This window comes from Bacillus sp. SSR7 (genome assembly GCF_055902415.1).
In genome coordinates, this window is the sequence record NZ_JBVVXV010000022.1 from 12,162 (window position 1) to 26,497 (window position 14,336).

At 37.8% G+C, this 14,336-nt stretch carries 20 protein-coding genes; 2 read left to right on the forward strand and 18 right to left on the reverse strand.

The annotated features are described in order from the left end of the window. Positions 1 to 39: 39 nt before the first annotated feature. The 10 genes from atpB to AC0NJG_RS26375 form a co-directional block, all read right to left on the reverse strand. On the reverse strand, positions 40 to 759 hold the full coding sequence (gene atpB, locus AC0NJG_RS26330; protein WP_000399870.1) for a F0F1 ATP synthase subunit A: 720 nt from the start codon (positions 757 to 759) through the stop codon (positions 40 to 42). A 7-nt stretch (positions 760 to 766) separates the two neighbouring features. Then, positions 767 to 1,159, reverse strand: a complete 393-nt coding sequence (locus tag AC0NJG_RS26335) for an ATP synthase subunit I (protein WP_000567600.1) — start codon at positions 1,157 to 1,159, stop codon at positions 767 to 769. Further along, positions 1,159 to 1,383: an AtpZ/AtpI family protein gene (locus AC0NJG_RS26340; RefSeq protein WP_001171223.1), complete on the reverse strand. Its 225-nt coding sequence runs from the start codon at positions 1,381 to 1,383 to the stop codon at positions 1,159 to 1,161. The genes AC0NJG_RS26335 and AC0NJG_RS26340 overlap by 1 nt, the downstream gene beginning before the upstream one ends. A 26-nt stretch (positions 1,384 to 1,409) precedes the next feature. Next, on the reverse strand, positions 1,410 to 1,523 hold the full coding sequence (locus AC0NJG_RS26345) for a DUF4024 domain-containing protein (protein WP_000232961.1): 114 nt from the start codon (positions 1,521 to 1,523) through the stop codon (positions 1,410 to 1,412). Between the two features lie 378 nt (positions 1,524 to 1,901). Further along, complete coding sequence (gene upp / locus AC0NJG_RS26350) at positions 1,902 to 2,531, reverse strand: uracil phosphoribosyltransferase (RefSeq protein ID WP_000517539.1); 630 nt, start codon at positions 2,529 to 2,531, stop codon at positions 1,902 to 1,904. A gap of 271 nt (positions 2,532 to 2,802) precedes the next feature. Then, a complete protein-coding gene (glyA, locus tag AC0NJG_RS26355; RefSeq protein ID WP_140168593.1) occupies positions 2,803 to 4,044 on the reverse strand; it encodes a serine hydroxymethyltransferase in 1,242 nt (413 codons plus the stop codon). 216 nt (positions 4,045 to 4,260) lie between these two features. Beyond that, positions 4,261 to 4,833: a TIGR01440 family protein gene (locus AC0NJG_RS26360; RefSeq protein ID WP_087955175.1), complete on the reverse strand. Its 573-nt coding sequence runs from the start codon at positions 4,831 to 4,833 to the stop codon at positions 4,261 to 4,263. A 66-nt stretch (positions 4,834 to 4,899) separates the two neighbouring features. After that, entirely contained in the window at positions 4,900 to 5,343 is a 444-nt protein-coding gene (gene rpiB, locus AC0NJG_RS26365) for a ribose 5-phosphate isomerase B (protein ID WP_000869919.1), read from the reverse strand. A 96-nt stretch (positions 5,344 to 5,439) separates the two neighbouring features. Then, positions 5,440 to 5,880: a low molecular weight protein arginine phosphatase gene (locus AC0NJG_RS26370; RefSeq protein ID WP_087955176.1), complete on the reverse strand. Its 441-nt coding sequence runs from the start codon at positions 5,878 to 5,880 to the stop codon at positions 5,440 to 5,442. A gap of 246 nt (positions 5,881 to 6,126) precedes the next feature. Beyond that, positions 6,127 to 6,624 (reverse strand): PTS sugar transporter subunit IIA, encoded by a 498-nt coding sequence (locus tag AC0NJG_RS26375; protein WP_000473666.1) that lies wholly within the window; start codon positions 6,622 to 6,624, stop codon positions 6,127 to 6,129. 387 nt (positions 6,625 to 7,011) lie between these two features. On the opposite strand from AC0NJG_RS26375, the gene AC0NJG_RS26380 reads away from it, so the two are divergent. After that, a complete protein-coding gene (locus AC0NJG_RS26380) occupies positions 7,012 to 7,398 on the forward strand; it encodes a DoxX family protein (RefSeq protein WP_087955177.1) in 387 nt (128 codons plus the stop codon). A gap of 159 nt (positions 7,399 to 7,557) precedes the next feature. Continuing rightward, positions 7,558 to 8,169, forward strand: coding sequence for a flavin reductase family protein (locus tag AC0NJG_RS26385; protein WP_000949041.1), 612 nt, complete (start codon positions 7,558 to 7,560; stop codon positions 8,167 to 8,169). Positions 8,170 to 8,486: 317 nt separating this feature from the next. On the opposite strand, the gene AC0NJG_RS26390 is transcribed toward AC0NJG_RS26385, so the two are convergent. The 8 genes from AC0NJG_RS26390 to prfA form a co-directional block, all read right to left on the reverse strand. Then, complete coding sequence (locus AC0NJG_RS26390; protein ID WP_000197486.1) at positions 8,487 to 8,765, reverse strand: DUF3935 domain-containing protein; 279 nt, start codon at positions 8,763 to 8,765, stop codon at positions 8,487 to 8,489. Between the two features lie 83 nt (positions 8,766 to 8,848). Next, complete coding sequence (locus AC0NJG_RS26395; protein ID WP_001094280.1) at positions 8,849 to 8,977, reverse strand: hypothetical protein; 129 nt, start codon at positions 8,975 to 8,977, stop codon at positions 8,849 to 8,851. Positions 8,978 to 8,996: 19 nt separating this feature from the next. Further along, entirely contained in the window at positions 8,997 to 9,545 is a 549-nt protein-coding gene (locus tag AC0NJG_RS26400) for a manganese efflux pump MntP (RefSeq protein ID WP_071725954.1), read from the reverse strand. Between the two features lie 74 nt (positions 9,546 to 9,619). Next, positions 9,620 to 10,663 carry an L-threonylcarbamoyladenylate synthase gene (locus AC0NJG_RS26405; protein ID WP_048552893.1) on the reverse strand — a complete coding sequence of 348 codons (1,044 nt, stop codon included), beginning with the start codon at positions 10,661 to 10,663 and terminating at the stop codon, positions 9,620 to 9,622. Positions 10,664 to 10,771: 108 nt separating this feature from the next. Further along, entirely contained in the window at positions 10,772 to 11,230 is a 459-nt protein-coding gene (locus AC0NJG_RS26410; RefSeq protein ID WP_474063631.1) for a GNAT family N-acetyltransferase, read from the reverse strand. Positions 11,231 to 11,279: 49 nt separating this feature from the next. Next, a complete protein-coding gene (gene spoIIR / locus AC0NJG_RS26415; RefSeq protein WP_088326497.1) occupies positions 11,280 to 12,146 on the reverse strand; it encodes a stage II sporulation protein R in 867 nt (288 codons plus the stop codon). Positions 12,147 to 12,258: 112 nt separating this feature from the next. Continuing rightward, entirely contained in the window at positions 12,259 to 13,110 is an 852-nt protein-coding gene (gene prmC / locus AC0NJG_RS26420) for a peptide chain release factor N(5)-glutamine methyltransferase (protein ID WP_071725956.1), read from the reverse strand. Continuing rightward, the gene (gene prfA, locus AC0NJG_RS26425) at positions 13,110 to 14,177 is read right to left on the reverse strand and encodes a peptide chain release factor 1 (RefSeq protein WP_029441082.1); all 1,068 of its coding nucleotides are present in this window, start codon (positions 14,175 to 14,177) and stop codon (positions 13,110 to 13,112) included. The genes prmC and prfA overlap by 1 nt, the downstream gene beginning before the upstream one ends. Positions 14,178 to 14,336: the final 159 nt, after the last annotated feature.

Genomic DNA, 14,336 nt, shown 5'->3' on the forward strand with positions numbered 1-14,336 from the left:
GTATTATAAAAAAATAAATTTTTTCTTACTTAAATTATATTAATGGTCATGACTTACTTTATGAGCCATATAAACCATCGTTAACATAACAAAAATAAATGCTTGGATTGATCCAACGAATACACTGAATCCCATCCATGCTAACATCGGCACAAGTGCACCTAATGCTCCAAGGAATGATGCTCCGCCCAGCTTAGCAAGTAATCCTAATAAGATCTCACCTGCATAAATGTTACCAAATAAACGAAGACCTAACGTTAATGTGTTAGCAAACTCCTCAATAACCTTTAATGGGAATAAGAATTTCATAGGTTGGAAATAACCTTTTACGTATTCTTTCGTACCCTTCATCTTAATTCCATAATAATGGGTGAGGGTAACTACCATCACGGCTAATGTTAATGTAACTGCTGGATCAGACGTTGGTGATCTCCACCATGCAATATGTTCGCCAGCTTCAGTTGCTGAATACATGAATGGTAAACCAAGGAAGTTCGATACGATGATAAACATGATAAGCGTAACGCCAAGCGTTAAGAAACGTCCACCTGTTTTCCAGTCCATCGTACTATTGATAATCCCTTTCACGAAGTCAAACACCCATTCCATGAAGTTTTGCATTCCTGTTGGGCGAAGAGCTAAGCTGCGAGTTCCGATAACAGCGATTAAGAAAACAATAACTGCTGCTACAGTAACCATCATAACTGATGACAAATCGAACGTTAAACCTAGAAATTCAACTAATTTACCGTGTTCCACTAGTAATTCACCTCTCTTCCCTGCTCTTATACTCTAAATAAAGAAAATCTATGATCATGACAAGGTATCCTGTCAGCAATCCTACACCTAAGCCCCACATCGCAATTAACTCTTGATATTTGGCTGCAAATAAAATTAATAACCCTATCGTGGCGAATCTTGAATATGTACTTACCGCTGTCGCCTTAAACTTCACGTTTTCTCCATTTGTCACGCGATCCAACAGCTTGTCTGTTCTACGTGCAATGATGCGCAAACTAAGAAAACTGAAAATCGTCCCGATAATCAGTCCAAGAAATACATCCTTGTAAGAGGTGAATCCCCATCCTAGCACTAGAAGCGCAAGCAAGTAGTACATATATTTCTTTTGTCTTTGGACAAGTCCATGTACGTCTATCATCATTGCTCTCCCGAATAGTAATGTCGAATGAGTCGAATCATTGCGTATACCCCTGTTCCTAATCCGAGTAATAACCCTATAATAAGAAACAATGGAAACGTTCCAACCTTATTATCAATCCACTGCCCACCAAAGATCCCAACAAGAATAGAACCGACTAACTGAGCAAGAATACCTGACATTAAAGCATAAGCTTTTATATGGCTGCGATCGTTTTTTTGCAAGGATTCATCCCTCCAATATGTAACCCTCATTCACGATGTGTTAATAATAACTCATTTTTTTGCATAAATCCTATACAAAATAAAAAGTTTACATTTTCGTCACGGAATAGATGTATTTTTGTCACTGAAAGCCCTACCATCTATCCCCGTTGTTAGCATACAATAGGGTATTAACAGTGTCAACGAGAAATCGTAAAAAATCAAAAAATTTGAGTATTAGTCATTTCCTCCCAAAAATGAAAACGTTCCCCTTCTAAATACTGGTTAGAGATATGCAATTTCTAACAGTTTTCTCTTTATAATAGAAGGAAATGTTCACAAGTTTGTCACTATTATATTTTTACGATATAACGCTTTCCTTCCATAATATAGTGCTCTTTAGACGTAAGACTTCTATATTATATGTGATGTGTATGCAACTTATGTTGTATATACTATGTATATTTATCCTCTCCCCTCCCCTACTTGCTTACATCAAAAAAAGACGAGCCGAGGAATCCCCCTGCTCGTCAGTTGTCTTACTTCGTTCCGAATAAACGGTCACCAGCATCACCAAGACCTGGTACTACATATCCGTGGTCATTTAATTTCTCATCTAATGCTGCTACATAAATATCAACATCAGGATGTTCTTCTTGTACTACTTTTACTCCTTCTGGAGCTGCAACGATACACATTAATTTAATTTGTTTTGCGCCGCGCTTTTTCAGAGAGTTAATTGCTTCAGCTGCAGAACCACCTGTTGCTAGCATCGGATCTAGTACGATAAAGTCACGCTCTTCTACATCCGTTGGAAGTTTCACATAGTATTCTACCGGTTGCAATGTTTTAGGGTCGCGGTATAAGCCAACGTGTCCTACTTTTGCTGCTGGAATTAATTTCAGAATTCCATCAACCATTCCTAAACCTGCACGTAAAATCGGAATTAAACCAAGTTTTTTACCAGCGATCACTTTTGTTGTCGCTTTGCTTACAGGCGTCTCAATTTCAATGTCTTTAAGTGGAAGGTCGCGAGTAATTTCAAAAGCCATTAAGCTTGCTACTTCGTCCACTAATTCACGAAAATCTTTCGTACCTGTATTCTTGTCGCGAATATATGTAATCTTATGTTGAATTAACGGGTGATCAAATACATACAGTTTTCCCATGTGAATCTCTCCTTTAGATGATATTCATGCGTTTGCACGCTTTTTTACACTATTTACGATTGTAAAGAAAACGCTACTAATATTCAAGGGCAAATTTGGGAAAGTCATGATTTCCGATGAATCTATCTAGTATCTTTACCAATTATGGGAGCTGTATCCTTCATTATATCGCCAAAATTTATTCATCATTTGTATACATACTTAAAGAACAATATATGTCCACAAAAAAGACTGCTAAAACAATTACGTCTCAGCAGCCTTCTTCAATCTATTATAGACCTGTGTACATTGGGAATTTGCTCGTTAACGCTTCTACACGCTTACGTGCTTCTTCTAATGCAGCTTCATTTTCATGATTTTTTAATGTGTAAGCAATAAGTGACGCAATTTCATCCATTTCTTCTAAACCGAAACCACGAGATGTTACAGCTGCTGTACCGATACGTACACCACTTGTTACAAATGGGCTTGCTGTTTCAAATGGAATTGTATTTTTGTTCACTGTAATACCAACTTCGTCTAATACGTGCTCTGCTACTTTACCTGTGATTTCTAGGTTACGAACATCAATTAAGATTAAGTGATTGTCTGTTCCGCCAGAAACAAGTGTTAGTCCTTCTTTTTGAAGACCTTCAGCTAAGCGGTTCGCATTGTTAATGATATTTTGTGCATATGTTTTGAAATCATCTTGAAGTGCCTCACCAAACGCAACAGCTTTTGCAGCGATTACGTGCATAAGTGGACCACCTTGAATACCAGGGAAGATTGATTTATCAATTTGTTTTGCAAATTGCTCTTCACATAAAATCATACCACCACGTGGACCACGTAATGTTTTATGTGTTGTTGTTGTAACGAAATGTGCATGTGGCACTGGATTTGGATGTAAACCAGCCGCTACTAAACCTGCGATATGTGCCATATCAACCATTAAGTATGCGCCCACTTCATCTGCAATCTCACGGAATCGTTTGAAATCGATAACACGAGGGTATGCACTTGCACCTGCAACGATTAATTTTGGTTTATGTTCTTTCGCTTTTGCTAATACATCATCATAATTAATACGGTGAGATTCAGCATCCACGCCATATTCTACGAAATTATATTGTACTCCACTGAAGTTAACAGGGCTTCCGTGTGTTAAGTGACCACCATGAGATAAATTCATACCAAGTACTGTATCGCCTTGCTCTAAAATCGTGAAGTATACTGCCATGTTCGCTTGTGCACCAGAATGCGGTTGAACATTTACGTGCTCTGCGCCGAAAATTTCTTTCACGCGATCACGTGCGATATCTTCTACTACGTCTACGTGTTCACAACCACCATAGTAACGTTTCCCAGGATACCCTTCAGCATACTTATTCGTTAAAACAGAACCTTGCGCCTCCATTACTGCTTCACTTACGAAGTTTTCCGAAGCAATTAACTCAATCTTCGAACGCTGTCTTCCTAGTTCTGCCTCAATTGCAGCAAATACCTTTTCATCTTGACGTTTTAAATGATCCACCAAAATCCCCCTTTTCTGAACGAATTACATCGATTCCCAACAGTTTTTTCTTATTTATTCAGAAAAAACGAAAATTCAGGTTGTAATTCTTTCGAACCTTCATGTTTTCAACTACATTCTAACATGACTTTCTATATCATAAAAGAAAAAAAAGACCGAAAATCGGTCTTTTCTTTCTTCTATGATAAAGTCAGACAACATACCTTATTCGTAACTTTAACGGCAAGTGATAGTCTCTTCCTTCGCCACATAAACAGCACGTGCTCCACCAATTAGTTTTCCACGTGTTGTTGCCATCGTTACATGTGCACTTCCAATTTCCTTCACACTAGTACGAACCGGAACAGCTACGTGCTTTAAATGCATACCGATAAATGTATCACCAATATCCATTCCCGCATCTGCTTTAATAAACTCAATTACTACCGGATCTTTCAAATTGTGATAAGCATATGTTGCTAATGCACCACCTGCTGATCTAACAGGCGTAACTGTTACAATTTCAAATTGATATTTCATCGCCAACTCTTTCTCAACTACTAAAGCACGGTTTAAATGCTCACAACATTGAAACGCCAACTCAATACCTGTTTGCTCTTGAAATTGTTTTAACTCAGAAAAAATCGCCTCTGCTACTTCCATCGTTCCTGATGTCCCAATTCTTTCTCCTAGCACTTCGCTCGTACTACATCCCACTACAAAAATTTGACCACTTTGTAATGAAGCTTGTTCTTGGAAATCAGAAAGCGAAATTTGTAGCTGTTCTCTTACCTTTACGATTTCTGTCATTACGCCTCTTCCTTTCACAGGTTGGTTCACCAAATTATATTTCCTACTGCTTCTAGTTAGAATCTATTACTTTGCTTCGTATGTTTTAATTTTTCCTACGCGGTTTTCATGACGGCCACCTTCAAATTCAGTTGTTAACCAAATTTTTGCGATGTCACGTGCTAGACCAGCACCAATTACACGCTCACCCATTGCTAACATGTTTGTATCGTTATGCTCTCTCGTTGCTCTCGCACTGAAAGTATCATGAACTAACGCACAACGAATACCATTTACTTTGTTTGCAGCAATTGACATACCGATGCCTGTCCCACAAACTAAAATACCACGGTCTACTTCGCCATTCGCTACCATTTCAGCCGCTGGAAACGCAAAATCAGGGTAATCAACAGAACCAGCTTCACATTCACAACCTAAATCAATATATTCAATATTTAACTCTTCTAATAAGCTTACAAGTTCTTTACGGATATTCATACCGCCGTGATCAGATGCTACTACTACTTTCATTTTTACCCCTCCAAAGTTTCAATCCATTATCTTCATTTCTCACTTGATCCTTTAATGGGACGAAGTGATCTCCAATATCGTATTATACACGAAACATCAACCTTCTGAATGTTTTTTCAGTAAAGTTTGTACAAGTTTTTCCATCTCTTCTAACGTTTCTTTATAAATAGAAAGAGAGCCGCCGAATGGATCTGAAATATCCTTACCCATCCCCTCAGTTACTCCATATAATGTATCTACTTTCCCTTCAACACTCGGATAATGCCCAAGGATAATTTGCTTATGGTTTTCCGTCATTGTTACTACAATATCTGCCCAATCAATTAAGGCTTCGTTTACCTGCTGCGAAGCATGATCGATTGCAATTCCCTTTTCAGCTAAAGCTTCCTTTGCATGTACCGACGCATCACTTCCAGGATAGGCGAAAACACCAGCAGATTGCACTTCAAACTTACCTTCCCCATAATGGCGCAGTAACGCCTCAGCCATCGGACTACGGCATGTATTTCCAGTGCAAACAAATAATACTCGTTTCATCTAAACCCACCCCTTTTCTCTATTTCCTACCATTTATCATATCGTACATTACAATAGAACAAAAGAAATGTGAATATACGAAAGGCGCATTTCTCTTATATTTTTTCTAAGAAAAATGCGCCTTATCCACATATATGTGAAACCCTATTTCCAAGTGCCCAAAGTATTTTACCATATATAAGGAACAGACTACAAAACAAAATAAGGAATCCATTTCATACGAAACGGATTCCTTTCATGTGATAATTATTTCATTGTAACTTTCATTACTTCTGTTGAACCTTTTGTAGCAGTTACACCTACAGTTGTCTTAATAGACTCAGCTGCATCTGTGTTTGTAATAACGATTGGAGTAATTGTGCTTTTCGCTTTTTCACGAATTAATTCTAAGTCGAATGAGATTAATTTATCTCCAGCTTTTACAGCTTGTCCTTCAGAAACGTGAGCTTCGAAACCTTCACCTTCCATTTTTACAGTTTCTAATCCAACGTGGATTAAAATTTCTGTACCGTTTTTCGCTTTAATTCCAATTGCATGTTTCGTGTGGAATAATTGTACGATTTCGCCATCAACTGGAGATACAACTACACCTTCAGTAGGATCGATTGCAACACCGTCACCCATCATACGACCAGCGAATACTGGATCTGGTACTTCTTCAATATTTTTCACTGCTCCAGTTAATGGAGCTACGATTGTTTCTTCATTTGTTTTTGAACCAAGACCGAATAATTTTTTAAACATAGGATAGTCCTCCTTATAATTTACCTAAAAGTTTATAGGGCAATCTCTATTAAAGATCAGAATAAACGTAAGACCTCATACTTCGAATATTATACTGTAAAAACGCTTTCGAAATAAATTACGTCATTACTACTAGACTCTTATTGTAGCGTCTCACAAAATTCCAGTCAATTCTGATTGTCTGAATAACAATAAGAAGTTAACTTCTACTTATATTTTCTCTTTTTTTACCTAACTTGTCTAGAGGTCTTTACTACATTTTATTTTTTGTTGTTAATTTGTAAAATTTTTTTCAAACTTTTTTCGAAATCCACTTGACTAAAGTAAGTAACTATTTTATTATTACTTACGTAAGGTAAGTTAATAACTTTTAGGAGGTTTTCAAAAATGATGGATTTCGGTCTTCTTATTATTCGTCTTATTATAGGTATTACATTCATGGGTCATGGTGCTCAAAAATTATTTGGTTGGTTCGGCGGTTACGGTTTAAAAGGAACAGGTGGCTGGATGGAATCAATTGGTTTACGCCCTGGTGTATTTATGGCATTTATGGCTGGCGCAACTGAATTATTAGGTGGTTTCTTATTCGCATCAGGTATTTTCATTGTAGTTGGTTCATTATTTATCGTTGGAACAATGTTAATGGCGATCTTCACTGTTCACGGAAAAAATGGTTACTGGGTAACACAAAACGGATATGAATATAACTTAATGTTAATCGCCGTTGCTATCGGTGTAGCTTTAATCGGTCCTGGCGCATACGTTTTACTATAATTTTTATCTTGAATTCGAGATTATTTAGGTGGAACTTACTTCATTATGGTTGAAGTAAGTTCTTTTTATGTAATAAAAATATTATTTTCAGCAGGAGTTTTCCACTAACATCTTGTAAACAAACAATAAGTCGTCATATTTAGAAAGGGGATTTCAATCATGTTATCCATTAATCCAAATGAACAATCGGAAAAAGAGAATTACAAATTATTAACGGGAAGTATCATCCCACGCCCTGTCGCATTCGTTACTTCTGTAACAAAAGACGGCGTATTAAACGGCGCACCATATAGTTATTTCAATATTGTCGCTGCTAATCCACCACTGATTTCAGTTTCTGTACAACGAAAAGCTGGAGAAAGAAAAGACACTTCCCGAAACGCAATTGAAAAAGGGGAATTTGTCGTACATATCTCTGATGAATCATACGTAGCGGCAATTAACGAAACAGCAGCTAATCTCCCTCCAAATGAAAGTGAAATTGAACTAGCAAAATTAACACCAATTGAAAGTGATGTCATCTCCGTTCCAGGTGTAAAAGAAGCAAATATTCGAATGGAATGCGTACTAGAACGTGCAATCCCTCTCGGCGGAACAGAAGACTCACCGGCTTGCGATCTACTAATCGGACGCGTCGTTCGTTTCCACGTCGCAGAACACCTATACGAAAATGGACGCATTCATGCAGAAGGACTAAAACCAGTAAGCCGCCTAGCAGGACACAACTACGCAAAACTAGGAGAACAATTTGAATTAGTGAGGCCAGTTTAAAAGTGGAAGGGGCTCGTTTAGCTCTGACCAGCTAAGGTTCTCTCGCACAAAAGGTGCTTTTTACCTTTAGTGCGGGAGGTTCTTAGATGCGAAGAGCTGGCCACTGGAACTGGATAATATCTAAAAGCGGAAGCGGCTCGTTCAGAATGGAAGGAGGATGGAGCTTCTGACGTAGAGGCGCTTTTTGCCTCGCAGGAAGACGCGAAGCCACCGACCATTCTAGCCGCTGGAGCTAGATAATATCTAAAAGTAAAGGCGGCTCGATTCCTTCCATCACTTAAACATAAAAATCCCCTGCTAAATAGCAGGGGATTTTATCATTGTAATTCTTCCTTTTTTTCCTCTAAATTCGGGAATTTCTCTTTTTTCGGTTTCCCAAGCTTAATTACGAAGAAGTAAAGGGAAAGCAATGTAATAAGAAAAACAATTAAAAACGGGTATGGAGAATAAAAAGCACGCGCTGCCTCCGTTTTCCCCGCAACAAACTTCAATGACTCAATATCTAAAAACTCAGCAAACATTTGTACACCGAGCATACTAAACCAAAAAACAAAAAAACTAATAATAACACCAAAAACTTGCTTCAACCTCGTCATCCATCTCATCCTTTCTATATTGTAATTTTTTAGCGCAATCAGTATAGTACAAACAAAACTATGCACAGAAAGGAACTATCTTATCATTCGCGAATTAATTTAATCCAACCTAAAATTGAAATTTGTAAAATAACACCCCAAATAATAAGCAGCCGTAACCATCTCGGAAAAAAAGTTACAAATCGAATATACCATTCCAATAACGTGTTCATAACGCCCTCCCCCTTAAAATTATATAGGAAAAAGGAGATATAACCCAAATCCAACCAAAATGATACCACCTACTATCTCACCATATGTACCGAGCATACCTTTCGCATGCCTACCAATGAATAAACCAACCCACGCTAATAACATACTAACAAATCCAAAGAGTAATATCGTAATAATTGTCTGTGCACCGTAAATACCAAGACTAAGCCCTACTGAAAAACTATCTATACTAACACCAAATGCAAATACAAATAAACTAATTCCAATAGGGGCTGTTCTAGTTTCTTCATTCTCTAAAATAGAGGAATACACAATATAAAATCCTAATCCTATTAATAAAATAGCACCAGCAAAATGTGCAATGTCTCCATACTGCTCTGATAAAAAACGACCTAATACCATCCCTATAAATGGCATGATAATATGAAATATCCCTATCGTCACACCGATATACAGGATTTGTCTTATCTTTAAGGTCATCATTCCCATACCAAGACTCACCGAGAACGCATCCATCCCTAAGGCGAACGCCATAATTATTAAAGGTATTATCTGTTCAAGCGTCATTCATGTCCCTCCTCGGACGTGCTACTTCAAAATATGCTTATCCGAGGAGAAATATTCTGTTTGCTAATCATACCTTATGATTCAGTAATAATTTGATGTCCTGCCGCTTTTGTTAAACGATTCATAATGGCATTCCCTATCCCTTCATTCGGGAATGATTCACTAAAAATAACATCCACTTCACTTGCATCAAATGTTCTAAGTACATCATATAATTTAGTCGCAACGCTAGCTAAATCACTTCGAACACCACAAGATAATACAACATCCGCGCTATATACATGCTGATACTCTTCTGTCGTTAATACACCGACTTTGAATCCTTCTTCCTTTTTCTTATCCACAATAAGCTGAATAAATTCACGTGAACCTTCAACAATACTCAGTGGAGCTTTCGGTGCATAATGTGTATATTTCATTCCAGGTGATTTAGGTTTTTCCTTCTCATCCTTTAGAGCCGGATCTAAAGAAACCGTGCCAATCACCGCTTCCAATTGTTCTTTCGTAATCCCACCTGGGCGTAATATCGTTGGAACAGCGCTCGTACAATCAATTACAGTCGATTCAACACCGACTCCTGTTGCACCACCATCTACAATACCTGCGATTTTCTCATTTAAATCTTCATATACGTGAGATGCTAACGTCGGGCTTGGACGACCTGAACGATTCGCACTTGGTGCTGCAACAGGTACATTTGCCTCTTCAATAAGAGCAAGAGCTACTGGATGATCAGGCATTCTTACTCCAACCGTATTAAGTCCTGCCGTTACCTTCTCTGAAATTCCTTCTTTTCTAGGTAAAATGATTGTTAAAGGGCCCGGCCAAAAATGCTCCATTAACGTTTCTGCAACTGGCGGAATTTCCTTCACAATCCCATCTAACTGCGATTTTGTACCGATGTGGACAATAAGTGGATTATCACTCGGCCTTCCTTTCGCCTCAAAAATTTTCGCAATCGCTTCATCATTCATCGCGTTTGCACCTAGTCCATATACCGTTTCTGTAGGGAAGGCAATCGCCTCATTTTCCCTTAATAATTTTGCTGCTTCTTGTAACTGTGGATAATATTTTTTTCTTTCCACAACATTATCCACAACCCACATATTTGTATGCATTTTTTCCCACGTCCTTTTCTACCCTGAAATACTTGTCTATTTTTAGTTTACTATGAGATTTATCCAAAAGACAAACAAGGTTTATCCACAAAATGTGGATAAACCTAATTAATCCGTGGATAACTTTGTGAATAGCTGACAATTTAGTATTATTGCATTTGGCTCTTTTATATTTTTACAAAAGTGTTCTAACTGTTGAATTCCCTCTGGTACGTCCTCTTTCTCTATAGTAACAAAGTCAAAAAACTGAAAGATTGTTATAGATTGTGGATGATTTGTTAGTAAGTACAATTGTAGAATATTTTTTTCTTTCATATACTGCAAAAACATTTCAAAAAAATATAAGAAAGTCTGTTTATCCACATTAGGTGTGAATAAACAAGAACGAATAAGTGCGTTTTCTTCACTTTGTTCATATCCGATGACTGCCCGTATTTCTTCCGCCTCTTCCAAAATCATAAACTGTGCGTACAACTCATTTATTTTATCATCTTTTTTATTAGCTTGTCCGAAAAAAGAATGCAATCTTTCCACATCTGCCTTCGTCGCAAAATATACCTTCTTCATAATAAATCCCTCCTCTTTTTTATATATGAGAAGGGATTTACGAATAGTACTATTTAGAGAATAAAGATGTAAAAGCTTCTACAATAAATAACTTAACTTCTGGCTTTTCTTCTTCCTCCTCTACTTTTACATACTCATTTCGCTTTTCTTGTTTTTGTTCCACAGTTTTCTCCACTTTTTCCACAGCTTTTGTTTCCTCTTTACTTACAGGTTGTTCTTCTACTTTCGTTTCATTTTTTACTACTTTCTTTTCAGAAGCTGTTACTTTTTTTGCAACTTCCTGCTTTACAACTTTCTTTCCCTTCACCTCATCCCCTTTTTTCTCTTCTGCATTTACTACTTCTTCATCATCTATTTGTTTCACTTGCTCCTCTTCAGGAGATTCAGCCTTCACAACATGTTCTTCTTTCCTTACAGCTGTACCACTTGAAAAATCTAAGAAACACATCGGTGGAAATAATACACACCACCAGTTTGCCCCTTCACCTTCCCCAATTGTAATTAAGACTGCTTCATATTCCCCTGCCGGATAAATAAAATTCCCATATACCTTTGTAGGAAACTTTACATTTTTACTGAATTTCACTTGAAATGAATCTTTACTTCCTTCTTTTTTCAACGTATTTGCTACTGTTTTTTCGATTTCTGGAATATGACTTTGAATGACCTTGCGTGCCTCTTCAAATGAAGTTAAATCAGCTACCCATCCATCAATTTGTGCTTTTACCTCATCACGCACTTTGCGCTTTAACGCCTGGTCTTTATCTGAATCACTATTTGCTAAAATCCGTAATCGAACGGCCTCTTTCGGAATAACTGAAGGCCCTTTTGCATCAGCTTTCATATATCCAAACTGCACAAGTAACTGTGCACCAATTAATAATAGAAGAAGATAAGCAATAACTTGTTTTTTCATTTCCTCCACCGTCCCTTCTACAAACAGTGTGGACAGACTTTCATCTTTCTAAACTATTAAATTCAAAATCTATATGAATTTTTCCACAAAAAAATAGAGTAAGGTGTGAACCTTACTCCATCTCCGCAAATACCATACGATCTTTTCCATTAATATCAAAAACAACCTCAACATGAGCATGTGGAAATGCTTGTTGTAACAGCCCTTTCACGTCCTCGCCTTGCCCTACTCCAATTTCAAATGCGACAATTGCTTTCTTCTGCAACACATTCGGCAACTCTTCCATAAAGCGGCGATAGAAATCTAATCCGTCTTCACCACCAACAAGCGCTCTCTTTGGCTCATGCTCTTTCACCACGGGAGAAAGACCACGCCAATCTTCTTCCGGTATATATGGAGGATTTGAAACAACAACATCTAACTTTTGACCCGTTTCATAAAATGGTGATAATAAATCACCATGATAGAACGTTACTTCTGCGCCCAAAGTTTTCGCATTTTCTTTTGCAACTTCAATCGACTCCCGCGCAATATCTACCGTATACACATGAATATTTTTATTTTCTAAAGCAAGCGTAATCGAAATCGCTCCGCTACCTGTACCGATATCTGCTACATGTAGTTTCTCATCACCAAAATGACGCTCGATTCTTTCTAACACTCCTACTATAAGCTCTTCGGTTTCCGGTCTTGGTATTAATACTTCTTCATTCACAAAGAACGATCTTCCATAAAACATTTCATGACCAATCATATATTGAATTGGAGTACCTTCTACATGCTTGTGGATAAACTCTGTAAAACTTTTTTCTTGTTCCGCAGTTATTTCTTCACGCATATTCATGAGCATTCCGGTTCTGTTCGTCTTTAATACATGACAAAGGACAATTTCTCCCGCATTTTCATCTCGTCCATTTTCCTGTAAAAAAGAAGAAGCCCATTTCAGGGCTTCATAGACACGCATTACTCAGCTGCCTCCATCCTTTGAGCCTGATCTTCCATTACTAAGGCATTGATGAAATCATCTAACTTACCTTGTAAGATTTGATCTAACTTTTGAATCGTTAAACCGATTCGATGGTCTGTAACACGGTTTTGCGGGAAGTTATACGTACGAATACGCTCTGAACGATCACCCGTACCAACAGCTTGTTTACGGTTTTGATCATACTCAGCTTGTGCTTCTTGTCTAAACTTATCATAAACACGTGCGCGTAATACTTTCATCGCTTTTTCTTTATTCTTAATTTGTGATTTCTCATCCTGACATGATACAACTACACCAGTCGGTAAATGCGTTAAACGTACCGCTGACATCGTTGTATTAACGCTCTGTCCACCAGGTCCACTAGAAGCGAATGTATCAACACGAACATCTTTCTCATGAATATCAATTTCTACTTCTTCTGCCTCTGGTAATACAGCTACAGTTGCTGTAGATGTATGGATACGTCCACCAGATTCCGTTTCAGGAACACGTTGTACACGGTGAGCGCCATTCTCGAATTTCAGCTTCGCGAAAGCACCTTTACCGTTAATCATAAAGATAATCTCTTTATATCCACCTAACTCTGTATAGCTAGCCTCGATAATCTCCGTTTTCCAACCTTGCACCTCAGCGTAACGGCTATACATACGGTATAAGTCACCAGCAAATAAAGCGGCCTCGTCGCCACCAGCAGCTCCACGAACCTCAACGATAACGTTCTTATCATCGTTAGGGTCTTTTGGTACAAGTAAAATTTTCAGACGCTCTGATAATGTTTTTTCTTGTGATTCTAACTCAGAAACCTCTTCTTTTACCATTTCACGCATTTCTGCGTCTAACTTATCTTCTAACATTGCTTTCGCATCTTTTAATTGCTCACGAACATCTTTATACTCACGATACACCTCTACCGTTTCCTGTATATCAGACTGTTCCTTTGAATATTCACGAAGCTTATTTGTATCGCTAATAACTTCTGGGTCACTTAACAATTCATTTAACTTTTCATAACGATTTTCTACAGCTTGCAAACGATCTAACACATCATTCACCTCTACATCCTAGTATCTAATACAAATAGTATATGGTACTTACTCAAAAAAACGCAAATTATATTTAAAAGTGGAGGTGGCTCGTCCAGCTCTGACCAGCTAAGGTTCTCTCGCACAAAAGGTACTTTTTACCTTTCGTGCGGGAGGTTC